The 253-nt window shown below is 53.8% G+C and carries 1 protein-coding gene; it reads right to left on the bottom strand.

The window, feature by feature from the left end; genetic code table 11:
* On the bottom strand, positions 1 to 253 hold a 253-nt coding region (locus SB822_RS59025), incomplete at both ends, for an SDR family NAD(P)-dependent oxidoreductase (protein ID WP_410859366.1).

Below are 253 nucleotides of genomic sequence, written 5' to 3'. Positions count from 1 at the left end.
CGAAAGAGCGAACTTCGTTCCGCTATAGGCAGTGCGCCCCGGCACACCGATCAATCCGGCAACAGAAGACACAGCCACGATCCGTCCCTTGCTGGCGGCAAGATACGGAAGTGCTGCATGAATGGGCCAGATGCTACCCCAGTAATTCAACTCCATCAGATCATGCATCCAGTTGAGATCATCTGGTTTGATCTCAGCAAAATTGGCGTGGGCCGACATGCCTGCATTCACGATCAAAGTGTCGATACGACCG

The organism is Paraburkholderia sp. SIMBA_054, assembly GCF_046534875.1.
In the GTDB taxonomy this organism is placed as follows: domain Bacteria; phylum Pseudomonadota; class Gammaproteobacteria; order Burkholderiales; family Burkholderiaceae; genus Paraburkholderia; species Paraburkholderia hospita.
Note: the sequence above shows the minus strand (reverse complement) of the source record. Positions and strands in the feature narration are given on the sequence as shown.